Origin of the sequence: Stenotrophomonas sp. PS02298 (assembly GCF_029959445.1) — a bacterium.
In the GTDB taxonomy this organism is placed as follows: domain Bacteria; phylum Pseudomonadota; class Gammaproteobacteria; order Xanthomonadales; family Xanthomonadaceae; genus Stenotrophomonas.
In genome coordinates this window covers 1-16,596 of the sequence record NZ_JASCOR010000098.1, presented here as the reverse complement: position 1 = coordinate 16,596, position 16,596 = coordinate 1, and the positions used below count along the sequence as shown (strand labels likewise).

The 16,596-nt window shown below is 64.5% G+C and carries 17 protein-coding genes and 3 tRNA genes; 9 read left to right on the top strand and 11 right to left on the bottom strand.

The window, feature by feature from the left end; all coding sequences use genetic code 11:
* Nucleotides 1–276: 276 nt before the first annotated feature.
* From QMX78_RS14265 to QMX78_RS14255, 3 genes are all read right to left on the bottom strand, one after another.
* Nucleotides 277–351 (bottom strand) — tRNA-Gln (locus tag QMX78_RS14265).
* Between the two features lie 103 nt (nucleotides 352–454).
* Nucleotides 455–529: transfer RNA gene (locus tag QMX78_RS14260), tRNA-Gln, on the bottom strand.
* A gap of 26 nt (nucleotides 530–555) precedes the next feature.
* A tRNA-Met gene (locus QMX78_RS14255) sits at nucleotides 556–632 on the bottom strand.
* Nucleotides 633–750: 118 nt separating this feature from the next.
* On the opposite strand from QMX78_RS14255, the gene QMX78_RS14250 reads away from it, so the two are divergent.
* From QMX78_RS14250 to bfr, 3 genes are all read left to right on the top strand, one after another.
* Nucleotides 751–1,362 carry an RNA pyrophosphohydrolase gene (locus QMX78_RS14250; protein WP_282270667.1) on the top strand — a complete coding sequence of 204 codons (612 nt, stop codon included), beginning with the start codon at nucleotides 751–753 and terminating at the stop codon, nucleotides 1,360–1,362.
* Between the two features lie 80 nt (nucleotides 1,363–1,442).
* Nucleotides 1,443–1,643 carry a (2Fe-2S)-binding protein gene (locus tag QMX78_RS14245; RefSeq protein ID WP_282270665.1) on the top strand — a complete coding sequence of 67 codons (201 nt, stop codon included), beginning with the start codon at nucleotides 1,443–1,445 and terminating at the stop codon, nucleotides 1,641–1,643.
* 113 nt (nucleotides 1,644–1,756) lie between these two features.
* Entirely contained in the window at nucleotides 1,757–2,227 is a 471-nt protein-coding gene (bfr, locus tag QMX78_RS14240; protein ID WP_282270663.1) for a bacterioferritin, read from the top strand.
* Nucleotides 2,228–2,243: 16 nt separating this feature from the next.
* On the opposite strand, the gene QMX78_RS14235 is transcribed toward bfr, so the two are convergent.
* Genes QMX78_RS14235 through QMX78_RS14225 form a run of 3 tightly spaced genes read right to left on the bottom strand, consistent with a single transcriptional unit; the run spans nucleotide 2,244 to nucleotide 7,137 of the window.
* Nucleotides 2,244–4,661 carry an ATP-binding protein gene (locus QMX78_RS14235; RefSeq protein WP_282270661.1) on the bottom strand — a complete coding sequence of 806 codons (2,418 nt, stop codon included), beginning with the start codon at nucleotides 4,659–4,661 and terminating at the stop codon, nucleotides 2,244–2,246.
* Complete coding sequence (locus tag QMX78_RS14230) at nucleotides 4,658–6,478, bottom strand: EAL domain-containing response regulator (RefSeq protein WP_282270659.1); 1,821 nt, start codon at nucleotides 6,476–6,478, stop codon at nucleotides 4,658–4,660. The genes QMX78_RS14235 and QMX78_RS14230 overlap by 4 nt, the downstream gene beginning before the upstream one ends.
* Nucleotides 6,479–6,495: 17 nt before the next feature.
* Nucleotides 6,496–7,137: a DUF4126 domain-containing protein gene (locus tag QMX78_RS14225; RefSeq protein WP_282270657.1), complete on the bottom strand. Its 642-nt coding sequence runs from the start codon at nucleotides 7,135–7,137 to the stop codon at nucleotides 6,496–6,498.
* 168 nt (nucleotides 7,138–7,305) lie between these two features.
* Here QMX78_RS14225 and QMX78_RS14220 point away from each other — a divergent pair, with 168 nt between their 5' ends.
* The 5 genes from QMX78_RS14220 (at nucleotide 7,306) to ampE (ending at nucleotide 10,826) form a co-directional block, all read left to right on the top strand.
* A complete protein-coding gene (locus QMX78_RS14220; RefSeq protein WP_282270655.1) occupies nucleotides 7,306–8,046 on the top strand; it encodes a DUF6776 family protein in 741 nt (246 codons plus the stop codon).
* A 2-nt stretch (nucleotides 8,047–8,048) separates the two neighbouring features.
* On the top strand, nucleotides 8,049–8,483 hold the full coding sequence (locus QMX78_RS14215) for a polymer-forming cytoskeletal protein (protein ID WP_282270653.1): 435 nt from the start codon (nucleotides 8,049–8,051) through the stop codon (nucleotides 8,481–8,483).
* Between the two features lie 32 nt (nucleotides 8,484–8,515).
* On the top strand, nucleotides 8,516–8,902 hold the full coding sequence (gene erpA, locus QMX78_RS14210) for an iron-sulfur cluster insertion protein ErpA (RefSeq protein ID WP_282270651.1): 387 nt from the start codon (nucleotides 8,516–8,518) through the stop codon (nucleotides 8,900–8,902).
* Between the two features lie 61 nt (nucleotides 8,903–8,963).
* Nucleotides 8,964–9,875 (top strand): NAD(+) diphosphatase, encoded by a 912-nt coding sequence (gene nudC, locus QMX78_RS14205; RefSeq protein WP_282270649.1) that lies wholly within the window; start codon nucleotides 8,964–8,966, stop codon nucleotides 9,873–9,875.
* Nucleotides 9,876–9,941: 66 nt separating this feature from the next.
* Nucleotides 9,942–10,826 carry a regulatory signaling modulator protein AmpE gene (gene ampE / locus QMX78_RS14200; protein WP_282270647.1) on the top strand — a complete coding sequence of 295 codons (885 nt, stop codon included), beginning with the start codon at nucleotides 9,942–9,944 and terminating at the stop codon, nucleotides 10,824–10,826.
* Nucleotides 10,827–10,964: 138 nt separating this feature from the next.
* Here the strand turns inward: ampE and QMX78_RS14195 are convergent, their stop codons facing one another.
* The 5 genes from QMX78_RS14195 to QMX78_RS14175 all read right to left on the bottom strand — a co-directional run bounded on the left by QMX78_RS14195 (nucleotide 10,965) and on the right by QMX78_RS14175 (nucleotide 15,005).
* The gene (locus tag QMX78_RS14195; protein ID WP_282270646.1) at nucleotides 10,965–11,381 is read right to left on the bottom strand and encodes a DUF2752 domain-containing protein; all 417 of its coding nucleotides are present in this window, start codon (nucleotides 11,379–11,381) and stop codon (nucleotides 10,965–10,967) included.
* Nucleotides 11,382–11,426: 45 nt separating this feature from the next.
* Entirely contained in the window at nucleotides 11,427–11,708 is a 282-nt protein-coding gene (locus QMX78_RS14190; protein WP_282270645.1) for a CD225/dispanin family protein, read from the bottom strand.
* 21 nt (nucleotides 11,709–11,729) lie between these two features.
* Nucleotides 11,730–12,062, bottom strand: a complete 333-nt coding sequence (locus QMX78_RS14185; protein WP_282270644.1) for a hypothetical protein — start codon at nucleotides 12,060–12,062, stop codon at nucleotides 11,730–11,732.
* 97 nt (nucleotides 12,063–12,159) lie between these two features.
* Complete coding sequence (locus QMX78_RS14180) at nucleotides 12,160–14,049, bottom strand: MFS transporter (RefSeq protein WP_282270642.1); 1,890 nt, start codon at nucleotides 14,047–14,049, stop codon at nucleotides 12,160–12,162.
* 83 nt (nucleotides 14,050–14,132) lie between these two features.
* Nucleotides 14,133–15,005: a LysR family transcriptional regulator gene (locus tag QMX78_RS14175; RefSeq protein ID WP_282270639.1), complete on the bottom strand. Its 873-nt coding sequence runs from the start codon at nucleotides 15,003–15,005 to the stop codon at nucleotides 14,133–14,135.
* A gap of 97 nt (nucleotides 15,006–15,102) precedes the next feature.
* Between QMX78_RS14175 and QMX78_RS14170 the strand changes: the two genes are divergently transcribed.
* Entirely contained in the window at nucleotides 15,103–16,314 is a 1,212-nt protein-coding gene (locus QMX78_RS14170; RefSeq protein ID WP_282270637.1) for an MFS transporter, read from the top strand.
* The last annotated feature ends 282 nt before the right edge of the window (nucleotides 16,315–16,596 follow it).

The window sequence follows — 16,596 nt, the reverse complement described above, 5'->3', positions numbered from 1 at the left end:
GGGCAAGTGCGGCCGTTTCCGCACCGGATATGCATCGGGCGCGGCCTTTTCACTCCCTCCCCTGCGCTACGCGCAGGGGAGGGGGGGAGGTGCGGCACTTCCCGCGCCGGATATGCATCGAGCGCGGCCTTTCACCCCCTCCCTTGCGCATAGCGCAGGGGAGGGTTGGGGAGGGGTGCTTTGGCTCTTAAGCTTTTGCTTCTGCCAATCCCAATCCCAATCCCGAAACTTCAGCCACAAAAAAGGCCAGATCTTTCGATCTGGCCTTTTGATATCTGGCAGCCCCGGAAGGATTCGAACCTCCGAATGTCTGAGTCAGAGTCAGATGCCTTACCGCTTGGCGACGGGGCTATGGTGCGTGACGATTATCGCACACCCGGCCTGCTGGTTGGCCCCGGCGTGAAGGTTCTGAATAGAAAAAAGGCCTGATCTTGCGATCAGGCCTTTTCATGTTTGGCAGCCCCGGAAGGATTCGAACCTCCGAATGTCTGAGTCAGAGTCAGATGCCTTACCGCTTGGCGACGGGGCTGTAGTGCAGGTTCAACCTGCTTCCCATGGTGGCTATGGGTGGACTCGAACCACCGACCCCAGCATTATGAGTGCTGTGCTCTAACCGGCTGAGCTACATAGCCTTGGGAGCCGGTAATTCTGGTGGTGTCGTGTCGTTTTGTCAACAGGTTTTTCTGTGCTTGTGGCATGACAGCAGCCATGGCAGAGTCCTCGACAGTAGAAATTTTAGGAGTCCGCATCGTGATCGATCCGGACGGCTATCGACCGAACGTCGGCATAGTGCTGATGCGGGAAGACGGGCAGGTGTTCTGGGCACGACGTGTGCGCCGGGATGGCTGGCAGTTCCCGCAAGGTGGCATGAATACCGACGAAACCCCGGTCGAGGCCATGTATCGCGAATTGCAGGAAGAAACCGGCCTGCTGCCTGAACACGTCGAAGTCCTGGGAGCGACCCCCGGTTGGCTTCGCTACCGCCTGCCCCCGCGGGCCATCCGCCATACCGAGAAGCAGGTCTGCATCGGCCAGAAGCAGGTCTGGTTCCTGCTGCGGCTGACGGGCGACGAGGCGCATGTGCGGCTGGATGAGACCGATACGCCGGAGTTCGATCACTGGCGTTGGGTCGACTTCTGGTATCCGGTGGAACACGTGGTCATGTTCAAGCGTGGCGTCTACGCGCGCGCGCTGCGTCATCTGGCGCCACTGGCGCGAGGCATCGCGGGCCAGGGCGTGCAGGCGATGCCTGCGTCCGCACAGGAGGCCTGGATGCCGGGTAGCAGCGCTGGCCATGAGCGGCCGCGCAAGCGTCCGCGGCGGCCCGGGGTCTGGCGCGGCAAGAAGATTAATAATGATTAACGCCCGAAATTGACAACCATTCGCATTTGCGATTGAATGCTGACACGGCCGCTACGTGCCGGGTTCAGGGGCGTCAAGCCGTGTACGTTTGCATCTGCAATGGAGTTACCGATCACCAGATCCGTGAAGCCGCGCTTGCCGGCTGCGACACGGTGTCTGAGCTGACCATGCGTACCGGTTGCGGCTCCAACTGCGGTTCCTGCCTGGACATGGCCGCCGGCCTGCTGGAGCAGGCACGGTCCACCCGCGAGCTGCCCCTGCCGCTGCTGCGGGCAGCCTGAGCAGGCCCTGCTGCCATCGCCAACGGCGGTGGCTAATGATCACGATTCGCGTTCCTTCATTGTCTGCCGGCAACCGGTAAAGTGCGCTCGTTCCCCTAGTCGGAGTCAGCGCCATGAAAGGCGACGCCAAGGTCATCGAATTTCTCAACAAGGTCCTCTACAACGAGCTGACCGCCATCAACCAGTACTTCCTGCACGCCAAGATGCTGAAGAACTGGGGCTTGAACGAGCTGGCCGAACACGAATACAAGGAATCGATCGACGAGATGAAGCACGCCGACGTGCTCTCCGATCGCATTCTGTTCCTCGAAGGTCTGCCCAACTTCCAGGCGCTGGGTAAGCTGCGCATCGGCGAAAACCCCACCGAAATCCTCAAGTGCGATCTGGCACTGGAGAGTGAAGCGGCGGCGGTGCTGCGCGATGCGGTTGCCTATGCCGAATCGATCAGCGATTACGTCAGCCGCGAACTGTTCGTGAAGATCCTCGATTCCGAGGAAGAGCACATCGATTGGCTGGAAACCCAGTTGGACCTGATCGACCGCATCGGCGAGCCGAACTACCTGCTTACCAAGCTGGAAGACTGATCCCGCTGCAGCGGGATCACTCCTGCGCTTGCGTGCGCTGATCGGCCTGGTAACCGGCCAGTGCCATGCGCGCGCGCGAAAACTCGGCCACGATCAACGCCACCATCACGGTGGGTCGTTCCAGCGTGCCGCTGCGCGCGCCGTGCTCGAGCCGGCGCGCCGCTTCGGACAGCGCCAGTACGCCGACATTGGCGCTGGAGGACTTCAGGCTGTGCGCAAGCTCGCCCAGCCGTTTCAGGTCTGGCATCACCGCGGCTTCCTGCAGATGCCGCACCAGTTGCGGTGTCTCGTCCAGGAACACGTCGATGATGGCGTTGATCTCGTCACCGGCGATCTCCAGCAGTTCATCCAGCACGCTGCGCTCCAGTATCGAGGCGGTGATGCCATCGGTGTGCGCGGTGGAGGCGGCGGCCAATGCATTGGCGGAGAGGTCGGTGCTGGGCATGCTGGTAACCGGTTCGGCAGTTGCGCTGGATGCCGGCTTGAAAGCCAGCAGGCAGTTCAGGAGTTGTGTGCGGGAAATGGGTTTGGACAGGTATTCGTCCATGCCGGCGTCCAGGCAGCGCTGGCGGTCGCCAGCCATGGCGTTGGCGGTCATGGCGATGATTGGCAGGCGGTTGCTGGCGCCGCTGCTGGCCTCGTGCTCGCGCCAACGTCCGGTGGCGGCAAAGCCGTCCAGTACCGGCATCTGGCAGTCCATCAACACCGCGTCGTAGCGCTTGGCGTGCATCTTGTCGAGGGCGATTGCGCCGTTCTCGGCGGCTTCGGTGCTGGCGCCGAGGACCTTCAGCAGCTTCTGCGCAACCATCAGGTTGACCGAGTTGTCCTCGACCAACAGCACCAGCATGCCGGCCAGGTCGGTACCTGCGTTGGCGTTGTTGGTGGCTGCGGCTGGCGTTGGCATCGGCTTGCTTTGCGCACCCGCCGGGAAGCCTGCAGGTGCGATCGTTGTCGAAGTCGACGCCGTCGCAACAGGCGCCATTGCCGCTGCGCCGGCGTTGCCCGGCAGCAATGCCGGCGCTGGGCTGGGTGCAAGCTGCAACGGTTCGCTCAATGCATTGCGCAGCTGGGTATCGGGCAGTTGCCGTGGCAGCAGGGTGGCACCATCGCGCAGTACGTCGGCAATCGGGGCATCGCCATACAGCCACAGCAGCCGTGGGCGGCTGCCATCCATGCGTTCGATCGCGCGTTGCAGGGCGGGGGCACTGTTGCGCAGGGGCTCCAGGTCGCCGATCACCGCATGGAAGATGCCGGACACGGTGGGCATGCGCAGGCGTTCCAGTGCTTCCTGCAGGTTGTTGGCGACAACCGGCTGGTAGCCCCAGTTCGGCAGTATCAGCTGCAGCCGCTGGCGCAGCCGCTGTTCGGGCGTGACCAGCAGTACCTGGCGCACTTTGCGCAGGTGATCGGGCTGGTGCAGGTCGCCGATGACTTTCAACAGCGGGATTTCGAACCAGAACGTGGAGCCGCGCAGGGGCTCGGAGTGCACGCCGATGCTGCCGTGCATCAGGTCGACGATGCGCTTGCAGATGGCCAGGCCGAGCCCAGTGCCGCCGTACAGGCGGGTGGTGGACGCATCGGCCTGGGTAAAGGCGTTGAACAGTCGCTGTTGTTGGTTTGTGTCCAGGCCAATGCCGGTGTCGCGCACTTCAAAACGCAGGCGGTGCTGTGCAGCGGTTTCGCCCAGGCGTTTTACATGGATGCTGATTTCGCCAAGTTCGGTGAACTTGATCGCGTTGACCAGCAGGTTGCCCAATACCTGCCGCAGGCGCACCGGGTCGCCGCGCACCGACAGGCGCACGGCAGGGTCGATATGCAGCGACAGGCGCAGGCCTTTGTGCTCGGCTGCGCGCTGCATCAGCCGCAGCATGCCGTCCAGGGTTTCGCGCAGGTTGAAGGTGGTGATTTCCAGCTCCAGCCGGTTTGCTTCCAGCTTGGAGTAGTCGAGGATGTCGTCGACGATGCGGAACAGCTGACGTGAGCTGTCGGTGGCGGTATCGAGCATGTTGCGCTGGTCCAGGCTCAGCGGGCCCTGTGCCACCAGTTCCAGCATCGGCAGGATGCCGTTCAAGGGCGTGCGGATCTCATGGCTCATCGTGGCCAGGAATTCGCCCTTGGCCAGGGTGGCGGCTTCGGCGGCCTGTTTGGCTTGCAGCAGCGCCTCCTGCAGCGTGCTGTGGTCCCGAGCGGCAACCTGCAGGCGGTTGTTTTCCAGCACCCGCTCTTCGATCTGCAGTTGCAGGGCATGTGCCTGTCGCTGCTGCCTGTTGGCGGCAACGGCCGCCAGCAGCGCGGCGACCACCGCAACGCCAGCGCTGGCGGTGGTGGCGACGGCAGGAATGGCGGGAATGAAGCTGGCCGCGCCCGCAGCAGCGGCACAGCCTGCTGCCAGCAGTGCCCAACCGCGCGCTGCACCCGATGCAGTCGCGCTCACAGCACCGCGTTCTGGAAGTCGAAGTTGAGCTCGCTGCCAGCGCGCTGCACCACGTTGCCCTGGATGAAGTCGATGCCGCCCATCCACATCGCGGCAGCGGCCTGTGGGTCTTCGATCTGCTGGCCGATGATCTGCAGGTTGGCGCGGTGGGCAAGGTCGATGGTGCTGCGCAGTTCGTCACGCAGCTTCTGGTTGGTGTGGCTTTCGGCGTAGCGTGCGGCCATGCGTACATAACTCAGCGGCAGCTGGGTCAGCAGGGCATTGGCCTCTGCGCCGGGTTCGAACTGGCTCAGGCAGAACTGCACGCCGGCCGGCATCAGCTGTGCACAGAACTGCTGCAGGCTTACCGCATGTACCAGTGCATCGGACAGGCGCACATCGATGACCAGCCCGTTGCCGGCTACTTGCCGTTCCTGCAATGCGCCCAGCAGCCATTCGGCATAGGCGCTGCGCGACAGCGAGCGCAGCGATTGCGAGACGAACAGGCGCATCGGTGGCTGCGCGAACTGGTACAGGTGCAGCAGGCCCAGTGCGTGTTCGACGACCTGCTGGTCCAGGTCGGCGATACGACCGGCTGCTTCGGCGGCGGGAATCACCTGGCCGGCGGACAGCAGGGTGCCGTTGCTTTGACGCAGTCGCAGCAGCAGCTGGTACTGCGCGGTATCGCCGCCAGCGACGGCGACAATGGGTTGGTAGGCCAGTTCGATCTGGCCATCGAGCAGGGCCAGGTGCTCGTTGTTGATGGCGACGTCGTTGCTCTCGTAGGCAGCAACACCGGTGCTGTTCAGGCGCGCCTGCAGCGCGGTGCGCTCCACCGCTTCCAGCGCGGCGTCGGCGTCGGCCAGGCCCTGCGACAGGTTGGCGTGGCCGACCACGCAACGCAGGAACACCGATTCATCCTCGCGTGGTGCAAAAGGCTGCGCGGACAGGCCATCGCGGACCTGCTGCGCCAATGCCGGTACTGCGGCTTCTTCGATGCCGCGGGTCAGCAGCAGGAAGCTGTTGTCGTTGAGCCTGGCCAGCAGGTGCGGGCGCAGGTTTTCGGCCAGGCGTTGCCCGGCCTGCACCATCAAACGCTCATAGCTGGCATAGCCATAGCGCTCGCGCAGGCCCAGCGCGCTGGCAATCTCGATGAACATCAGGCCGGCCGGTTGCTGCTCGGCGATGGCAGCCTGCAGCTGCTGCATCACGTTGTGGCGGGTCGGCAGGCCGGTCTCGGGGTTGTTCATCAGCGGGCCGGCATCGGCCTTGCCCGGTGCCTGCATGCGGTTGCGGCGGATGCGGTTGGCGACGGCGGCGACCAGGTGGCGCGGCCGGATCGGTTTGACCAGCACATCGTCGGCGCCGCAGTCGAGGACTTCGAACTGGCGGTCTGGATCGGCTTCGCCGGTCAGGAACACGATGGGCAGCAGTTGTTGGTTTGGCTGTTGGCGGATCATCGCGGTCAGCCGCATGCCATCGAGTCCGGGCATGTGCAGGTCCATCAGGATCAGGTCCGGGTGGTGTTCACCGATGGCCTGTTGCACGCCTTCAACATCCATCTGCACGAAGGCCTGCATGCCGGCACCATGCAGCACGCTTTGCGCGAACAGTGCCTGCGAGCGGTTGTCCTCGACGATCAATACGCGGTAGGGCGTGTCATCGCCGACATCGCTGGCCATGGCAGCCGCAGCTGCGTCGGCGCCGGGTTTGAGCTGTGCCTGCACGGCTTCGGCGGGCGGCGCATTGCGCACGCTCCAGCGCTGCCAGTAATCGGCTGGCGGGGTTTCCGCGCGTAGCGGACGGTTGGCGGTGGTGGGAGTGTCGTTGCTGGCCATCAATTGGGATTATGCGGTCACGGGGCGGGGGGCAGCGAGTGCTTACCCGGCTTGGATGGTGCCGAAGTTGGCGCGTCGGTGCTGGCGAAGATGCGCTTGAGCCCACGCCATAGCATGCGCCAGACCAGCCATACCGTCAGCGCACCGATGATGCTGGCGCTGAGCACGAAGATCAGCGCCAGCCACGGGTGTGCAAGGGCCAGCGCCAAGGCGCCGATCACCACGCTGTCCTCGGCAAACGAAGCCATCCAGTTGCTGGCAGGTTCCGGAGAGGTGTTGAGCAGGGCGCGGGTGCCGGCTTTCAGGCCGTGGCTGGTCAGCGCGATACCGGCACCGGCAGCCAATACGCCGGTACTCAGTTCGCCATTGGGTGACAGGGTGGCAGCGGCAAGGAAGGCGCCGGCCGGGACCCGTGCCAGGGTCTGCAGCAGATCCCAGATCGAATCCACGCCGGGGATCTTGTCGGCAAAGAACTCGGCCACGGCCAAGGCACCGGAAGTGCCCAGCACCCACCAGGATTCGGTGGCCTGCAATGCCGGCGGCAGGTCGACCCAGCCCATCAGCCCGGCCATGCCGACGCCGAACACGGTCAGGTAGACGCGTATGCCCGCCAGCCAGGCCAGCAGGATGCCGATGACGAATACGTGGGCTTCTGTCATGGGAAGTGGTTCGGCCGGATACTGTGAGCAGGATCGCAACTATCGAGCATGCCTGCGGTGATTGCCAGCCGCCAGCGCATAAGCGCATGTACATACGTGTCGTTTACACTGGTCCGTCGTTTCAGACCGAGCACGGGTGTCGCCCTTCCGGGAGCACTGGAACCTGCCATGACCAACCGACCTTCCTCACGTTTCCAGATCACCCCCCGTGGTGGCGCGGCCCCGCGTCCAGGCTGGGTGCCGATCGCTGTCCTGGCGGCCGCTTGGCTGCTATCGCTGCTGCTGGTTGGCTGGTTGGCGGCACGCTACGCCTCGCCTGATGCCGGCGGCATGCGCGAAAAGCTGCGCCAGAGCGAGGCCCTGGTAGGCCAGCAGCGCAGCCAGCTGGACGAACTGCGCCAGCGCCAGGCCACGCTGGAGGCCTCTGACAAGATCAGTCGTGCTGCCAACAGCGAAGTGCAGACGTCGCTGGGTGAACGCGACGAAGAGATTGCCGGCCTGCGCGCCGACGTTGCCTTCTATGAACGCCTGGTCGGTTCCACCAGCCAGCGCAAGGGGCTGAACACCCATTCGGTGGAGTTCACCCCGGAAGCGGCCGGTACCTGGCATTACAGCGTGGTGCTGACCCAGAATCTCAATCGTGGTGCGATCAGCCAGGGCCAGATGCGGTTCTCGGTTGAGGGTGTGAAGGACGGAAAGCTGACAACCGTCAGCTGGGATGACCTACACCAGCGCAAAGGCACGCCGGGGCAGGATTATTCCTTCCGCTATTTCCAGCAACTGGACGGTAGCGTGATGCTGCCCCGGGATTTCACACCGCAACGTGTGCGAGTCTCCCTGTCCGGATCCGGGGGGGGCTCCAACCAGACATTCGATTGGAAACTCGCCGGCAACGGCAGAGGGGAATAAACATGTTCAAAAGCAAGTCCAAGCACGACGCCGATCTGGCCGTAGACGCCCTGATCGGCTCACAGGTGGAAATCCGCGGTGACGTGGTATTCAGCGGCAGCCTGTACGTTGAAGGGCGCATCATCGGCAAGGTGATTGCCGAGGAAGGCGCCAAGGCCATGCTGACCCTGGCCGAGCACGGCCGCATCGAGGGTGAAGTGCGCGCCGCCGTGGTAGTGCTCAGCGGCAGCATGGAAGGCGATGTGCATGCCAGCGAGCGCATCGAATTGACCCCCAGTGCCCGTGTCACCGGCAATGTGCATTACACGGTGGTGGAAATGAGCGCCGGTGCCCAGCTCAACGGCCGCCTGCTGCACACCGCGGCGATGGCCGCACTGCCGGCACCGGAAGCCAAAACCGCCGAGAAGTCCAAGAAAGCTGAAGCAACCGCGGCTTGAAACAGGGGCTTGCCGCCCCCATCCTGAGCGCCATGAGCACCTTAGTTTCCCTGCCCGGCGTGCAGCCGGCGCCTGATTACCAGTCCTTGGACCGCCCGCTGAACTTCACGCCGGCGGCTGCCTCCAAGGTGCGCGAGCTGATCCAGGACGAGGGCAACGCTGCGCTCGCCCTGCGTGTCTATATCCAGGGCGGTGGCTGCTCCGGCTTCCAGTACGGTTTCGAGTTCGATGAAAACCGTGCCGAGGACGATCTGGCTGTGGTCACCGAAGGTGTGACCTTGCTGGTTGATCCACTGAGCCTGCAGTACCTGATGGGGGCAGAGGTCGATTACAGCGAAAGCCTGACCGGTGCCCAGTTCGTGATCCGCAACCCCAACGCCCGCACCACCTGCGGCTGCGGTAGCAGCTTCTCGGTCTAAGCGGTTACAGCCGTGCTGCGGCTGGTTGCGCTTGTGCTGCTTTGTCGTCAGGCTCTGGCGGATGCTGAATTCTGAATCCCGTTTCGCCGGGCACGCCTTTGTCGGCGCTCCCCTGGACCGTGCCGATGCCCTGCGTGGCGACGCCGATGCCTTGGCTGCCTTGTGGCCAACAGCGCAGATCCTGGTGTTGGACACCGATGGCACCGCGTTTGCCGATGATGACCGGCAGCCGGCGCTGTTCAGTGGCAACGATCTGGGCGGAGGCCCGGGCACGGCGATCTTCCTTGGCCTGCGCGAAGGGCGCGCCTGGTTTGTCGCGGAGGCGGCGACGCTGACGGTCAAGGCACCGCAGCGGATGGACCTGCGGCAGGCCGCGGTGACCTGGCCGGCCGAGGTGGCCGACGTGTTCTGCTATGCACGCGGGATGTCGTACTGGCATTCGCGCAATCGATTCTGCGGTGTCTGTGGCTCCCCGGTGCGCTTTGGTCGCTTCGGTTTCATTGGCCATTGCGACCAGTGCCGTACCGAGCACTATCCACGCGTGGACCCGGCGGTCATCGTCGCGGTCGAAAACAATGGCCGCCTGTTGCTGGGCAGGCAAAGCAGCTGGGTCGCGCGCCGCTATTCGGTGCTGGCCGGTTTCGTCGAACCCGGCGAAACCTTCGAGCAGACCGTGGCCCGGGAAGTCTTCGAGGAAGCGCGGGTGAGGGTGATCCAGGCGCAGTACCAGGGCACCCAGCCGTGGCCGTTCCCGGGTGCCTTGATGGTGGGTTTCCGTGCCAGCGCGCACGACGACGTGCCAACCGTGGACGGTGAACTGGAGGACGCGCGCTGGTTCAGCGTCGAGGAGGTTGGCGCCGCGCTGCAACGTGACAGCAACGACGACGGGCAGGGCATCCTGCTGCCGCCGCGGCTGTCGATCGCACGCACCCTGATCGAGCAGTGGTACCAGAGTCAGTGCCGTGAGGGCTGATGGCCGCGCGGCTTGCCGGCCGTTGCGGCGCTGGCAGGGCCTACAATCAGGGGCCGGAGGGATCGCATGTTCACAACCTTGGTAGCGGTAATCGCAGCGCTGGTGCTTGGCCACCTGGCCCCCTCGCTGCTGGCGACGTTGCGGGATTGGCGCTGGTTCGGGCGTGGCCTGGGCTGGCTGCGTGCACAGCTGGGCGAATCGGCTGCGCATTACAGTGTGTTGCTGCTGGTCGCGCCCTGTGTGTTGCTGGTCGGCCTGCTGCAATGGGCGCTGGCCGGGCGCCTATTCGGTCTGCCTGCGCTGTTGTTTGGCGTTGCGGTGTTGGCGCTGTGCTGGGGCCCGCGCGATCTGGATCGCGATGTCGAGGCGGTGATCGATGCCGAAGACGAGGCCACGGCAGCGCTGGCGGCATCTCGGCTGCAGGCAGCGGGCGGCAGCATGCGCGAGGACGCGCCGGGTCTGGTCGAGGCGACCGCGATCAATGCGCTGCGGCGCTGGTTTGCACCGCTGTTCTGGTTCCTGTTGCTGGGGCCGCTGGGGGCGGTGTTGTACCGGCTGTTGGCGCAGTCTTCGCAAGGCCTGCAATCACAGCAGCTGTCCACTGAAGAGCGACGCTCCGGTGATGTGTTGCTGGCGGTGCTGGAGTGGCCGGTGGCGCAGCTGATGACGCTGTCGATGGCCTTGGTGGGCAATTTCGATACGGTGTTTTCGGCCTGGCGTCGCGCCGCGGGCAACCGCTGGGCGCTGCAGCTTGGCTTTCTGGCCGAGGCCGCACGCGCCAGCGTTGGCGCCGAGCTGGTCGAAGAGGCGGAAGAAGCGCGGCTGGCCGGGCAGGTGCCGGCAGACGAACGCTACCCGGAGCTGCGCGATGCGATGAGCCTGGTCTGGCGCATGTTGCTGCTGTGGATGACCTTGCTGGCGCTGCTGGTGATTGCTGGCTGGGTGGGCTGAGCCAAGAGCGGCCGTAGCCCGGGTAAGCACTGCGTCCCCGGGAAGCAGGAATCTGTTGATGTTTCAGGCAGCCGCCAAATGTTCCGCGGGCGCTGTGTTTACCCTGCCTACGTAATTGCGTGGCTTTTGGCCCGGCCTTCAGCCCGGTGCCAACAGGTTGAACGGGTACCAAGGCAGGTTGCGCAGCAGCCAGTACGAGACGATCACCACCAGCCATGGAATTGGCCGTGCGAACAGTCGCACCAGCCATTGCAGCCGTGCCGGCCATAATCCGGCTCCATGTAATGCCATCACCAGCACCGGCACGATGGACACGATCAATAGCGGATTCATCGCCATTGCCTGTGGCAGGTCCAGATGGACCAGTGCGTGCAGGCAGCGGGTGCTGCCACAGCCTGGGCACCACAGGCCGGTCAGCGCATAGAAGGGGCAGGATGGCAGTGGATTGCCCGGAACATTCGGGTCGATCCGGCTCAATACCGCCGCCGCGCCCACGCCGATGCCGGCAATCGCGGCCAAGGGCATGTAACGCAGCAGGTGTTGCGGGAACTGCATGTCAGGACAACAGGCCGGCCGGAACCGACCGGCCTGTCGGGTTCTTCAGTAGCCGGAAGCGCCGCTCATCGCGCCGCCCACACCGAGCACCACGAAAACGATCACGTACAGGATCACCAGCACAACCCAGCCCAGCACCGACCAGATTGCCCACTTCTTGGCCTTGTCGGCGGCGTCACGGGCGCCAGCGATGTCGCCAGCAGCCAGCAGGCCATTGACCTTGGCAGCGTGGACGATGGAGACGATGCCCAGCGGCAGGCAGCAGAACAGGGTGGACAGAATTGCCCAGACGAGGTTGTTGGATACGGCGGGACTGCTTGTATTCACGTAAAACTCCTTTTTGAAAAATCAGCGTGACTTGCAGGCATTCGCCGCAGTCAGCGGCGAGATGATCATTGTGGCGATCCAGCACAGGGGCCACGTGATGAAGCCAATGAAGACAAAGCACAGCAGGAAGTTGACGAAGGCAATTGCCCAATAGCCGAACATGATGATCAGCCCGGTGGCGACATTGCCGGCGTACAGGTGGCCAATGCCGAAAACCTGGAAAAACCCCGGCAGTACTTCCAGCAACGCTGCTATCCCGCCGGATTTCTGCGGGTGGTAGTAGTGATGTACCTGCTGCGGCGCGGTTGGCGGCGCAGGTGGCACGGCTGGCAGTGATGGCGTGGTGTTGTCCATGTATCCCCTTGCTCCTTGGCTGTGCTGCGATCTCCGGCAGGCACATAGGGGGGTAGCCTAGCCACTTGTCCTATTTCTGGAAAGTGGTTTCCCCTACTCAGGCCTCATCACCACGCAACTTGCGGACCAGGATCTCGAGCTGCGGGGCATCGGTCTGGGCGCCATCTACCGGTGGCCCGGCGACCACCTCGATGTGGGCGCGGAAGCGGCGCGGCACCCGCATCTGCCCCAACCGGGAATCGCGCCGGCTCCACATGCTGGACCACATGCCCTTCAGCGCCATCGGTACCACCGGCACCGGGCGCCGGGCCAGGATCTTCTCCACCCCGGACTTGAAGGCGGCAATCTCGCCGTCCTTGGTCAAGGCGCCCTCGGGGAAGATGCAGACCAGCTCGCCTTCGGCAAGCGCCGCATCCACCTCGTCGAAGGCGCGCTGCATCAGCGCGGCATCTTCCTTGGGGCTGGCGATCGGGATGGCCTTGGCGGTCTTGAAGATCCAGCGCATCACCGGCACGTTGAAGATCCGGTAATACATGACGAAGCGTGCCGGCCGCGGAATCACCGCCGACAGGATCAGCGCATCCATGTAGCTGACGTGGTTGCAGACGATCAGCGCGGCACCTTCGTCCGGCACATTGTCCTCAACGCCCTTGACCCGCAGCCGGTACAGGGTGCGCACCATCACCCAGCTGAGGAAGCGCATCAGGAACTCGGGCACGATGCTGAAGATGTAGATAGCGACCACGATATTGGCGATGGCCAGCGCCAGGAACAGCTGCGGGATGCTCCACTTGAGCACGCTCTGGGTGACCAGGCCCAGCACCGCCGCCAGAACGATGAAACCGGAATTCTGGATGTTGAGCGCGGCGAACACGCGCGACATCTCCGATTTCGGCGTGCGGCTCTGGATCAGCGCGAACAGCGGCACCACGAAGAAGCCGGTGAACAGGCCGATGCCGAGCAGGTCGATGATGATCCGCCAGCTGCCCGGCTGCTGGATGAAGCCGGCAACATCCAAGCCTGCCGCCGTCGCCGCGCCGGTACGCGCGAAATACAGATCCAGCAGGAAGGCACTCATGCCGAATGCGCCCAACGGCACCAGGCCGATTTCGACGATGCGCCCGGACAGCTTCTCGCACAATAGCGAGCCGACGCCGGTGCCCAGCGAGAACAGCGCCAGCGCGAAGATGTACAGCACCTCGTCGCCACCCAGGTTCACCACCGCGTAGGTCGGCAGCTGCGAGGTGAGCACGGTGCCGAAGAACCAGAACCAGGACACGCCGAGGATGGCGTTGCGTACTGCTTTCTGCTTCTTTGCCAGGCGCAGCACCACCAGCGATTCGCTGATCGGGTTCCAGTTGATCTTCAGTTCCGGTGCGCCCGCGTCCACGCGCGGGATCATGCGTGCGGTGAAGTTGCCGATCATCGCCAGCGCGATGATGGCCACGGCAGCGACGATAGGTCCGTGGGCGCCGGCCAGTGCGAAGATCATGCCGCCGGCAATCATGCCGGTGAGGATGGAGATGGAGGTGCCCATTTCCACCAGACCGTTGCCGCCAGTCAGTTCCTCAGGCTTGAGGATGGAGGGCAGTACCGAGTATTTGACCGGGCCGAACAAGGTGGATTGCAGGCCGGTGCAGAACAGCGCCACCAGCAGCACTGGCATGTTCTGGGTAAGGAAGCCGACCGCCGCCAGCGACATCACCACGATTTCCATGGTGGTGGTGATGACGATGAGCTTCTGCTTTTCCAGCTTCTCGGCGATCTGCCCCGCAAGTGCCGAGAACAGGAAGTAGGGCAGGATGAACAGCGCCGGTGCCAGATTGGTATACAGCGTGCGTTCTTCGCTGCTGACGCCCAGGTAGAACAGCAGGCCGATGATCGCCTGGCGATAGATGTTGTCGTTGAACGCACCCAGCGCCTGGACGATGAAGAACGGGAGGAAGCGGCGCTGCTTGAGCAGGGCGAACTGGTTGTGGCCGGACATCGTGACTCCTCGGTGCTGCGCGGCACATTAGCAGAACGGCATGCTGGTATTGGTCAAGCCGGGTGTTGCATCGCAGGTGTATCTCAAGTGTCGCTGGCGGGTAACAGGCCCAGCAGTGCACGGGCCGCCGGGGTTGGATCGGCCCGCCATACCGCGCAGGTGCGGAAACGGAACAGTTCTGCCAGTGGCCGCACGAGGGTGCGCTGCATGCGTGCGGCCATGCTGTCCGGCACCACCGCCACCGCCAGGCCGGCGGCGACCAGCTGCTGCTGCAGCTCACTGTGGGTGACCTCATATTGCAGCTGGGCCTGGATGCCGCGTTCGCGCAGGGCGTCATCCAGCATGCGCCGCACCCCGGCACCGGGCACCAGGGCAGCCAAAGGCAGGCCTTGTAGTGCCTGCAGCGGGATTGCCGCGAGACCGGCCAAGGGATGGTCGATGGGCATCACCAGCGACAGGCCTTCCTCATGCAACAGGCGGTGCTGTGGCGGCAGGGTGATCTGTGGCCCGACGCCGACCAGCGCCACGTCCAGGCTGCCCTGTTCCAGTTCGGCCAGCAGCACATCGCTCATGCCTGCCTTCAGGTGGACCTCGACGGCCGGGTGCGCGGCCCGGAATGCCGCCAGCAGTGCCGGCACATCCACCACATTGAGCGAGGTGATCTGGCCGATGTTGATGCGGCCGCGCACCGTGCCCAGGGTCAGTGCCATTTCCTCCTGCAGGCGGGCGGCCGCCTGCAGGGTCAGCCGGGCGTTGTGCAGGAACACCTCGCCGGCAGCGGTGGGCCGTACCCGCCGGTGGCTGCGCTCGAACAGGCGGGTGCCGAAGGCATCCTCCAGCCGCGCGATCTGATGGCTCAGCGCCGACTGCACGGTGTGGCAGCGGGTGGCCGCAGCGGTGAAGCCGCCTTCCTCGGCCACGGCGACGGCGAATTCGAGCTGGCGCAGGGTGAACATGCCATCACTGAAACAGATGGATGGAATGAAAACAATACATTGGCGTCATTGATGGCGGCGGCCCAGACTTGCCGCAGTTCCCGCCGTGGCCTCCCCCATGAATACCCCCGTCTCCCACTCGCCCCATCGCCCCTTGAGTCAGGCTCAGGTCCTGCTGCTGGCCGCAGCCACCGGCCTGATCGTGGCCGGCAACTACTACGCACAGCCCCTGCTGCAGATCCTGGCCGAGGCATTCCGGATCGGCGCCGACGAGGCGGGCTGGGTGGTGACGGTGGCGCAGCTGGCCTATGCCGCCGGCCTGCTGCTGATCGTGCCGCTGGGTGACCGGCTTGAGCGCCGCCGCCTGATCGTCGCCCTGTTCGTACTGGCAGCGGTGGGCCTGGCGATCAGCGCTACCGCCACCCACTTCATGCAGCTGCTGGCAGGCACGGCTTTGTCCGGCCTCAGTGCGGTGGCGGCGCAGGTGATCGTGGCGCATGCGGCGGGTCTGGCCGAGCCCGAGCATCGCGGGCGGGTGGTCGGCACCATCATGGCCGGCCTGCTGCTCGGCATCCTGTTGGCGCGCACCGCTTCCGGCGTGCTGGCCGGCTTGGGTTCCTGGCATACGATCTATTGGGTCGCCTGCGTTGCCTTGCTTGTGCTTGCGGTGGTGCTGGCACGCCTGCTGCCGGCGCATCAGCCCAGCGCAACGCTCTCCTATCCGCGTCTGATCGGTTCGGTGCTGGCTTTGCTGCGCGATGAGCCGCTGCTGCGCCAGCGCTCCGTGCTGGGCGGGCTGCTGTTTGCCGGCTTCAGCGTGTTCTGGACGCCGCTGGCCTTCCTGTTATCGGGCCCGGCTTATGGTTACTCGATTGCCACCATCGGCTTGTTTGGCTTGATTGGTGCGGCCGGTGCATTGGCCGCCAGCAGCGCCGGCAAGCTCAGTGACCGAGGGCATGGTCGCGCGGTGGCGGTAGGTGGCCTGCTGATGATGCTGTTGTCGTGGCTCCTGCTGGCCTTCGCGCCGGTGTCGCTGTCGGCGCTGATCGTGGGCGTGCTGTTGCTGGATATCGCCGTGCAGGCGGTGCACATCAACAACCAGAGCGTGATCTACCAGCTGGATGAGAGCGCCCGCAGCCGTATCACCTCGGCTTACATGACCTGCTATTTCATCGGCGGCGCCAGTGGTTCGGTGCTCAGCACGATGGCGTGGACGCACCATGGCTGGACCGGCGTCTGCGCGCTGGGCGGCGTGTTCGCTGTGATCGGCCTGCTGGTGTATTTCATGCCGGCCCGCAAGCAAGCCGCAAAGAATGTGGGAGCGGCGTAAGCCGCGAAGCAAATTGCGGCACCATCGCCGAAGGGCGTGCATGCCAGGCTTTTGTAGGAGCGGCGTAAGCCGCGAAGCTGGCAACCGCTCCGTTGACGGATCGTCAGCGCACGGGGCTGTAAATCGGTGGTTGAGGCCTGACGCCAAAGCCAAAGCCAAAGCCAAAGCCAAAGCCAAAGCGTCCCCCATCCGCCCTCCGGGCACCTTCCCCCGCAGGCGGGAGAAGGGACAGCCACAGCCACAGCAACAGCCACAGCCACAGCCACAGCCACAGCCACAGCC

Coding starts and splice junctions, on each gene's coding strand:
- bfr (WP_282270663.1), top strand. CDS start 1,757: ATGAAAGGCGACGCCAAGGTCATCGAATTTCTCAACAAGGTCCTCTAC.
- QMX78_RS14230 (WP_282270659.1), bottom strand. CDS start 6,478: ATGGCCAGCAACGACACTCCCACCACCGCCAACCGTCCGCTACGCGCG.
- QMX78_RS14225 (WP_282270657.1), bottom strand. CDS start 7,137: ATGACAGAAGCCCACGTATTCGTCATCGGCATCCTGCTGGCCTGGCTG.
- QMX78_RS14220 (WP_282270655.1), top strand. CDS start 7,306: ATGACCAACCGACCTTCCTCACGTTTCCAGATCACCCCCCGTGGTGGC.
- QMX78_RS14215 (WP_282270653.1), top strand. CDS start 8,049: ATGTTCAAAAGCAAGTCCAAGCACGACGCCGATCTGGCCGTAGACGCC.
- erpA (WP_282270651.1), top strand. CDS start 8,516: ATGAGCACCTTAGTTTCCCTGCCCGGCGTGCAGCCGGCGCCTGATTAC.
- nudC (WP_282270649.1), top strand. CDS start 8,964: ATGCTGAATTCTGAATCCCGTTTCGCCGGGCACGCCTTTGTCGGCGCT.
- ampE (WP_282270647.1), top strand. CDS start 9,942: ATGTTCACAACCTTGGTAGCGGTAATCGCAGCGCTGGTGCTTGGCCAC.
- QMX78_RS14195 (WP_282270646.1), bottom strand. CDS start 11,381: ATGCAGTTCCCGCAACACCTGCTGCGTTACATGCCCTTGGCCGCGATT.
- QMX78_RS14185 (WP_282270644.1), bottom strand. CDS start 12,062: ATGGACAACACCACGCCATCACTGCCAGCCGTGCCACCTGCGCCGCCA.
- QMX78_RS14180 (WP_282270642.1), bottom strand. CDS start 14,049: ATGTCCGGCCACAACCAGTTCGCCCTGCTCAAGCAGCGCCGCTTCCTC.
- QMX78_RS14175 (WP_282270639.1), bottom strand. CDS start 15,005: ATGTTCACCCTGCGCCAGCTCGAATTCGCCGTCGCCGTGGCCGAGGAA.
- QMX78_RS14170 (WP_282270637.1), top strand. CDS start 15,103: ATGAATACCCCCGTCTCCCACTCGCCCCATCGCCCCTTGAGTCAGGCT.